Annotated in this window: 7 protein-coding genes; 4 read left to right on the forward strand and 3 right to left on the reverse strand. The window is 69.3% G+C overall.

The annotated features are described in order from the left end of the window. The first annotated feature begins 215 nt into the window (after positions 1-215). Positions 216-2276: a methyl-accepting chemotaxis protein gene (locus tag A6A40_RS32250; protein WP_082860684.1), complete on the forward strand. Its 2061-nt coding sequence runs from the start codon at positions 216-218 to the stop codon at positions 2274-2276. A 22-nt stretch (positions 2277-2298) separates the two neighbouring features. On the opposite strand, the gene A6A40_RS01295 is transcribed toward A6A40_RS32250, so the two are convergent. From A6A40_RS01295 to A6A40_RS01305, 3 genes are all read right to left on the reverse strand, one after another. Then, complete coding sequence (locus tag A6A40_RS01295; protein ID WP_063633787.1) at positions 2299-4488, reverse strand: hypothetical protein; 2190 nt, start codon at positions 4486-4488, stop codon at positions 2299-2301. A 103-nt stretch (positions 4489-4591) separates the two neighbouring features. Beyond that, the gene (locus A6A40_RS01300) at positions 4592-4843 is read right to left on the reverse strand and encodes a hypothetical protein (protein WP_063633788.1); all 252 of its coding nucleotides are present in this window, start codon (positions 4841-4843) and stop codon (positions 4592-4594) included. A 16-nt stretch (positions 4844-4859) separates the two neighbouring features. Then, complete coding sequence (locus A6A40_RS01305) at positions 4860-5045, reverse strand: hypothetical protein (RefSeq protein ID WP_063636062.1); 186 nt, start codon at positions 5043-5045, stop codon at positions 4860-4862. A gap of 248 nt (positions 5046-5293) precedes the next feature. Between A6A40_RS01305 and A6A40_RS01310 the strand changes: the two genes are divergently transcribed. From A6A40_RS01310 to A6A40_RS01320, 3 genes are all read left to right on the forward strand, one after another. Beyond that, positions 5294-6007, forward strand: a complete 714-nt coding sequence (locus A6A40_RS01310) for a response regulator (RefSeq protein ID WP_063633789.1) — start codon at positions 5294-5296, stop codon at positions 6005-6007. 107 nt (positions 6008-6114) lie between these two features. Further along, complete coding sequence (locus A6A40_RS01315; RefSeq protein ID WP_063633790.1) at positions 6115-6729, forward strand: 2-hydroxychromene-2-carboxylate isomerase; 615 nt, start codon at positions 6115-6117, stop codon at positions 6727-6729. A 145-nt stretch (positions 6730-6874) separates the two neighbouring features. Beyond that, complete coding sequence (locus A6A40_RS01320) at positions 6875-7879, forward strand: potassium channel family protein (protein ID WP_063633791.1); 1005 nt, start codon at positions 6875-6877, stop codon at positions 7877-7879. Positions 7880-7920 lie beyond the last annotated feature (41 nt).

Below are 7920 nucleotides of genomic sequence, written 5' to 3' on the forward strand. Positions count from 1 at the left end.
CCAATGTTTCGCTGGCCCCACAAGCGGAATCGGCGCCCACCCCATAAGGTTGTGCGACCAGATGCCACGGCCTGATAGGGAGTCTCCCGTATGAAGCCGGTGACCGATCGGAAGTTAAGCTATCCGCAAAATGTCCCGCAGCTGGGCTTCGGCGAAAGGATCGACGTTGCCAGGATGCGGAAACAAACAACAATATCGCCGAGGAATTGCCCATCATGCTGTCCTTCTTCCGCTCCGACTCCTCGGCCGCCTCCGCCACAGCCACTGGCGTCGCTTCGTCCGCGGGCGCACCCCCCCAGACCGCGGCGGCCGGAGCGGTGGAGGCGCCGATCCGCAGCCTGTGCCTGCCGTCCGCACAGATCGGCGCCCCGGCACTGGAAGCGCTTGGTTTCGCCGCCGGCGCCCCGGCGCTGGTCGTCGGCTTCGTCTCGCCGCATGTCGATTTCGCCGCCACCGCCCGCGCGGTGCGCTCCGCCCTGCCGGCGGCGACGCAGCTGGTGCTGGTCTCCACCGCGGGTGAACTGTGCGCGGCGGAGGGGCAGCCGCTCTACCGCAAGGCCGGCGACCGCTGGGACAGCGTGGTCCTGCAATCCTTCAGTCCGCGCCTGTTCGCCGGGGTCAGCATCCACACCGTCCCGCTCCATTGCGAGGATCTGCGTGGCGGCCGGCCGACCCGCGATGTGCCGGCGAGGGTGGAGGCGATCCGCGGCGAACTGGACCGCGTCCGGGTTCCTTTCGCGGTGGACAGCCACGATACGGTGGCGCTGACCTTCATCGACGGGCTGTCGGCCAGCGAAAGCTGGTTCATGGAGGCGGTCTACCGCTCCGGCCATTTCCCCTGCCTGTTCATCGGCGGTTCGGCCGGCGGCACGCTCGACTTCCGCCACACCCGCCTGTTCGACGGCCAGCGCGTGCTGGAGAATTCCGCCCTGACCGTGTTTCTGAAGATGGCGCCCGGCATCCGCTACGGCATCTTCAAGTCGCAGAACTTCCGCCCGACCCAGACCCGCTTCGCGGTGGTGGACGCCGACCCGATGCGCCGGATCGTGCGCGGCGTGATCGACCGCGACGGCTTCGAGGTGGTGAGCTTCATCGACGCGCTGGCCAAGGCGCTGCAGTGCAAGCCGCAGGAGCTTCCGGCCAGGCTCGCCAAGAACACCTTCGCCATCGAGATGGAGGGGGAACTGTTCGTCCGCTCCATCTCCGGCTTCGATTTCGAGAAGGGGGAGGTCGCCTTCTATTGCGACGTCAATCCCGGCGATTCGCTGTGCCTGGTGGAGGCGACCGACTTCGTCCGCCAGACGGAGGACGACCTCACGGCCTATCTGCGCGGCAAGCCGCGGCCGGCGGGCGCGATCCTGAACGACTGCATCCTGCGGCGACTGAACAACTCCGACCAGCTGTCGCGGCTGCATGCCTTCGACGGGCTGGCCGCCGCCGGCTTCTCCACCTTCGGTGAATTGCTGGGCATCAACATCAACCAGACCCTGTCGGCGCTGATGTTCTTCGAGGTCCCGCCCGGCACCGCCTTTTCCGACGACATGGTCGACCGCTTTCCGGTCCATTACGCCCGGTTCCAGAGCTATTTCATCGCCACCCGCTACAACCGGCTGGAACTGCTGAGCCGCATCCGCAACAGCGTGATCGAGCGGATGCACAGCTATCTCGATGCCCTGGTCACGCTGAACAGCGGCGTCCAGGAAACCGCCAGCTACGCCGCGCGCATCGGCGGCTCCATGTCCGCCATCGAGGCGACGTTGAACCGTCACGCCAGCCTGTTCGATGGCCATGACGAACGGAAGGAGGAGCTGGTCCGCGAGTTCGCCCAGCTGTCCACCGTGGTCAAGAGCATCGAGAAGGTCCTGTCTGTGATCGACGGCATCGCCAGCCAGACCAACCTGCTGGCGCTCAACGCCACCATCGAGGCGGCGCGGGCCGGTGAGGCGGGGCGGGGCTTCTCGGTGGTCGCGTCGGAGGTGCGCAAGCTCGCCAACGACACCAAGCAGACGCTGGGCGATACCCGCCGCGCCATCGATCAGGTGGTGACCTCCGTCCGCTCGGTCGGCAGCCAGCTGGACGACACCAGCCTCCGCATGGACGAGGCCGCCACCGCGGCCCACGCCCTGCAGACCGACATCAACGCCGTCATCGATGAGGTCGAGGGGGCGCAGAAGGCCATCGAGGGCCGCCTGTCCGACCTGAACGACCATGCCCGGCGGATGGAGGACATCAACCGCTACATCGGCTTCCTCAAGCAGCTCGACCGCGCCGGCTGAGGGTGCCGCGCCCCGTGGTTCCTCAGATCGCCAGCGCCTTCACCCGCTCGCGCAGGGTCTGGCGGGCGGCCTCCGCTTCGCCGCGGGCGGTCGCCAGCTCGCGGGCCAGCGCGTCGATGCGGTTTTCGGCCTCCGCCATCTTCGCCAGCGTGCGCTTGTGCAGGTCGCTGTCGGCCGGCAGTGCCTGCAGGTTCTCGCGCAGGCGCTCCTGGTCGGCGATGCGCTCCGCCCGGTCGCGCTCCAGTTCGGCGATGCGGCGCTCCTTCCCGGCGACGGCGCCGCGCAGGCCGGCCAGCGTGGTCAGCGCCTGACGCACCTCCGCCGGCAGTTCGGCCGCGTCGGCGCGGGCGGCGATCTGGTCGGCGGTCAGGTCGGTCAGGACGATCCGCTCCTGCCGCGGCCGTTCCAGCGTCACGGTCAGCGTCACCGTCTTGCCGGCCGGCACCGCCAGCGGCAGGCGGTAGGCGGCGGCGGTCGCGTCCGGCTTGCCGCCCACCGGTTCGGCCAGTTCCCAGCCGGGGCGGCGCGGATGCTCGATGATCAGGCTGCGGTCGCTGTCGGGGGCGCCGGCGACGCTGTAGGTGGTGCTTTGCCGGTCGGTCACCGACAGGGTCAGCACGCCATCGGCGATGGTCGCGCGGGACAGGCGGCGTCCCGGCTTCTCCTCGCGGTCGACGGTCACCGCCTGATCGACGGCGAAGGACAGCAGCCGGCTGTCGCCCGCCGGCAGCGTCGCCATGCGGGCATCGCCGACATAGGCGCTGGCCGCGGCGCCGCTTCCATCGGACTTCGAAGCACGGTCGTAGAAGGTCAGCAGCCCCGGCGGCAAGGCGGTGTCGCCGTCGTTGCGCAGCCGCAGCGAGGCCAGCGGGTGGCGGCCGTCGCTGGCGGGCTGGTAGAGCGCCACCCGCTCCACCGGCAGCGCGCGCGCGGCGATGGGCATCATCAGGGTTCCGCCATTCGGCACGGTGACCGGCTGCGGATAGCGGAACAGCACTTGGGCGCCCTCGGCGGCGCCGGCCTCGGCGCTGCGCACGGCGGCGACGGCCGGCGTCCCGGCGGCGGACCCATAGGGCGCGGTCTTGGCAAGCGGTTGGGCCATCGGCGCCGGAGCGGCGGCCATCGGAGGGGGAGGGGCGGCCATGGCGGCGCCCGGCGGTGGCGCGGCCCGCGATGATTCCGCCTGCGGGCGCATCGCCGCGCGGGTCTCGTCAAGCGTCACCGTGCCCTCGTCGGCGCTGGGCAGCACGCGGCCAAGAACCTCCACCGGCACTTCCGGCCGCTCGACGAAGTAAGGCGTGTAGAGTGCCTGTCGCAGGGTGACCGGGTTGCCCGACACCACGGTCAGGTCGACGCCGCGCCAATCCTCGCCGCTGAGATTCTCCAGCACGGCCCAGCCCTGCAACGCGCCGCGTCCGCTCTGCGACTGCCCATCCTGTGCGGCAGCGCCGTCCGTGCCCAGGCTGAGCCGGTAGGTCGCCTTCCACAGCGGAGTCGCCGCGACATAGCCGACGCGGACGCGGCGCTCGCCGGCCGCCTGGGGATCGCGGGGCGCGTTGCTGTGCACGGTCAGCCGCCGCCGCTCGCGCCGGGCATTGTCCGCCACCGCGGACAGCGCCTTGTCGATCTGGGCCTGCACCGCCGGATCGGTGAAGCGCAGCGTGTCGGCCTCCTCCAGCACCAGCTGGCGCAGGCCGTCCGCCGTCATCAACGTCACCCGGTGCCGGGTGGCGGTGGCGCCGTCGTTGCCGGGCAGCCGCACCGTCTCCTCGGTCACCGACATCAGCCGGCCGGTCAGCTGGCGCGATCCGCCGGCCATGACCTCCGCCCCCTGCATGGCGCTCAGCAGCGCCGCGGGGGAGGTCAGGTCGCCGGGCGAGAAGGGCAGCTCGCGGAAGGCGGTGTCCAGCGGCTCCGCCCCGGGCAGGCCGATGGTGCCGACGCCGCCCTTGTCGTCATAGACCACGATGCTTTTCAGCACGTCGTCGACCTGATCGCGCCGCACCTCCAGCGACAGGTCGGCGTCGCCGGTCACCGTCGCCTCATATTCGAAATAGCCGACGCCGCCGGTGGACAGCAGGACCCGCGTCAGCGCCAGCTGCCCGCCCCCCGGTCCGTTCCCCCCCGGTCCATTGGCCGTTCCGGTCGCCGCGAAGGCGCCCGGTGCCGCCATCAGCAGGGCGGTGGAGGCGAGAAGGATGGCGCGGGTCATGATGGATCTCTCCGGTTCTGTGGCTCCCGGTCACCGGCATAGGCGCGAAATCGGGCGGGAATAGGGAGAGCGTCGCGGTCCGGCGGGCAGACCCCGCAGACCGTCAGGGCGTGGCCGCCAGCCAGCGTTCCATCATCATGGTCCAAAGCGGCGCGGGAGCCGCGGCGGCCGGACGGGGCAGGGCCGCCGCCGCGCAGGGTGTATGATTTGCCGCATGATGCGTGGAATGGTGGGCGCAACGCTCCTGCGCCGGACGGCGGTTGCCGTCGGCGGGCAGGCGCCGTGCCGTCCTGGCGGTCGGGGACGGGGCGCGCTGGGGCGGCGCCAGCGGCGCCGGGGCGTTGCGGCTGGGCATGGTCGCTCGCGGCCCGTCAGCCGAACCGGCCGACCGAGCGCGCCGAGTCGAGGTGGCGCCTCGCCTCGCCCAGCAACAGCCGGTGCTGCGCCAGCGTTTCGCGAACCGATCCGTGCTGTCCATAGACCCGCACCTCGTTCAGCAGACGATCGGCGCGGTCGAGCAGGGCCAGACGCTCCAGGCAATGATCGATGTTCGACATGGCTGTGCTCCCCATCGCGGCAACGGTCCGGCGCCCTGTGGCGGGGGACCGTTCCTTGTCGATGGCCGGCATTTAAACCGCAGCGTGTTTCCGGTTAATGTCCGTGAAGGGGTGATTTTGTGTCGCCGGTGCAGAATGCGATTTCAACGGACTCACGCGGAGGGGCAGGAGGCCGCACCCGTTACGGGGTTGTAACGCATTGCGTGGCGCTCGCGCGTGAGATAAGAAGGTTTGGGGAGGTAACAGGCATGCACATTCTCGCGGTCGACGACGATGAGCCGATTCGGGAGCTTTTGGCCTCATATCTGGCGGGGGAAGGCTACCGGGTCACCACGGCGCACGACACCGTTTCGGCCAAGCAGGCCCTGGACGGCGATCCTGTCGACCTCGTGGTCTGCGACTTGCGCCTCCCCGATGGCGACGGGCTGGGCCTTGTCCGTCAGATCCGCACCGATTCGCAGATCCCCGTCATCATCCTGTCCTCCAAGGATCAGGACGTCGACCGCATCGTCGGGCTGGAGCTGGGCGCCGACGATTACCTGACCAAGCCTTTCAACCCGCGCGAGTTGCTGGCCCGCATCAAGGCGGTGCTGCGCCGCGTCTCCAACGATGCGCGCCCGCCGCGCAACCCGGACGAGCTGCGCGCCGTCGTGCAGTTCGCCAACTGGGAACTCGACCTCACCGCCCAGCGCCTGCGCGGGCAGGAGGGGCGCGAGGTGGAGTTGACCAAGGCGGAGTTCGGCCTGCTCGCCGCCTTCGTGAAGCGGCCGCAGCGGGTGCTGACCCGCGACCAGCTGCTCGACCTCACCCGTGTCGACGGGGCGGAGGTGTTCGACCGCTCCATCGACGTGCTGATCCTGCGTCTGCGCCGCAAGATCGAGGCGAACCCGAAGGAACCCCGCATCATCAAGACCGAACGCGGTGCCGGCTACGTCTTCGACGCCAAGGTGCGCACGGTCTGACCGGGCCCGCCGGGGGTGGCTATCCCGATGCCCCCCGGACGCACCGCTGGACGCTGTTCCGTCCCGGCGTTAGCCTTTCCGAAAAGCTCAGCGGAGAGGAAACGCGCGTGCCGGATCCCATCGATTTCTATTTCGACTTCGCCTCGCCCTACGGCTATTTCGCCAGCCTGCGCATCGACGAGCTGGCGGCCAAACACGGCCGCACCGTCACCTGGCGCCCGGTCCTGCTCGGCGCCATCTTCAAGGTGACGGGCATGAAGCCGAACCTTCAGCAGCCGTTGCGCGGCGAGTATCTGACCCATGACGTCGGCCGCATCGCCCGGCTGACCGGCGCGCCCTTCACCTTCCCCGACTCGGCCCCGGTCAACGGCGTCGCCGCCTCGCGCGCCTTCTACTGGCTGACCGACGGGCATCCGGAGCAGGCGAAGCTTTTGGCCCGTGCGCTTTATCATGCGCATTTCGCCGAAGGGCGCGACATCGGCCCGGCCGAGACGGTGGCGGAGATCGCCGGGCGGACACTCGGCAGCCTGGGCATCGACCGGGCGGCGGCGGCGGCGGCGCTGCAGGACCCGACGGTCAAGGACCGGCTGCGCACCGAGACCGACGACGCGGTGGAGCGCGGCGTTTTCGGCTCCCCCTTCGTCATCGTCGACGGCGAGCCCTTCTGGGGTTGGGATCGGCTCGACATGGTCGACCGTTGGCTCGCCACCGGAGGCTGGTGACCGCGCGGCAGGAGCCGGACTCCGAACCTTGTCGCAGCTGCGGAAAACACTGACGGTTGGGGCGGGCGAACCGCTATAAGTGTGGAGTAAGACTTTCGTCGTGGCATCGGCGACGGCGCCACCTCCAGTTCCGGTTTGCCGCCCCATGGACCAGATCGTTCCCGACCGCCGTCCCCGGACGGCCAGCCCGTCTCCCGCGGCGGCTTCCTCCGGTTCCCATGGCAGCCGGGGCGCGTCCAAGTCCTGGCTGGGTGGGGCGTTGCTGACGGCATTGCTGCTGGGCCTGATCGCTCTGTCGATCCGCTCGGTCTCGGGCAACCTGACCTTCGTCCTGCTGGGATCGGTCGGTCTGGTGGTCGGCGCCTTCCACTACCTGTTTCCGGGCAGCCAGTTCTTCACGCTGGCGCTGACCAATTTCATCGGCGTCTACGCCTGCATCTTCGTCTTCTTTCTGGAAAGCAATTTCCACAACATCAACCCGTTGGCCCAGGGCATCGCCTTCGTCCTGCCCCTGATCGCCTTCCTGGGCGGCGCCTGGTGGCGGGCGGAGGATATCCGGCGGATCGTGATGTCGCGCCGCCTGCGCGAAGGCGGCCATTTCGACCGCATCTTCCTGTGGATGGCGCCGGTCTGGGGCATCGGCGCCCTGACCTTCCTGGTGCCGGCACAGGACATGGAAGCGCAGGCGGTCGGTGCCGTCTTCCTGCTGGCCATGTCGGCCATCGCCGCCATCGTGGCGCTGGTATCGCGGGACATCGCCATTTTCCTGCTCGACGCCGGACTGCTGTTCGAAGGATTCTTCCAACAATCGGCCCGTCTCGTCCTGCCCGCCTTCGCCTTCCTGACCTTCTATTCGCTCTGCATCATCCTGTTCGGCGCCATCTACACCATCATGGACCGCTTCATGGCGGAGCCGAACTTCGTCATCGAGGGCGTCCGGCGCGACATCACCTTCGCCGAGGGCATCTATTTTTCCATCGTGACCTTCGCTACGGTCGGCTATGGCGACATCCATCCGGTGTCCGGGCCGGTGCGCCTGATCTGCGGTGTCGAGATCATCATGGGCGTTCTGCTGCTGCTGTTCGGATTCAGCGCCATCATCGGCCATGCCCGGCCGGTCGGACGCCAGGACCGCAACGACCCGCTCTGAAGGCGGGCCTCTCTGAAGGCGGGCGACATTCGCGCATAGCG

This window comes from Azospirillum humicireducens, assembly GCF_001639105.2.
In the GTDB taxonomy this organism is placed as follows: domain Bacteria; phylum Pseudomonadota; class Alphaproteobacteria; order Azospirillales; family Azospirillaceae; genus Azospirillum; species Azospirillum humicireducens.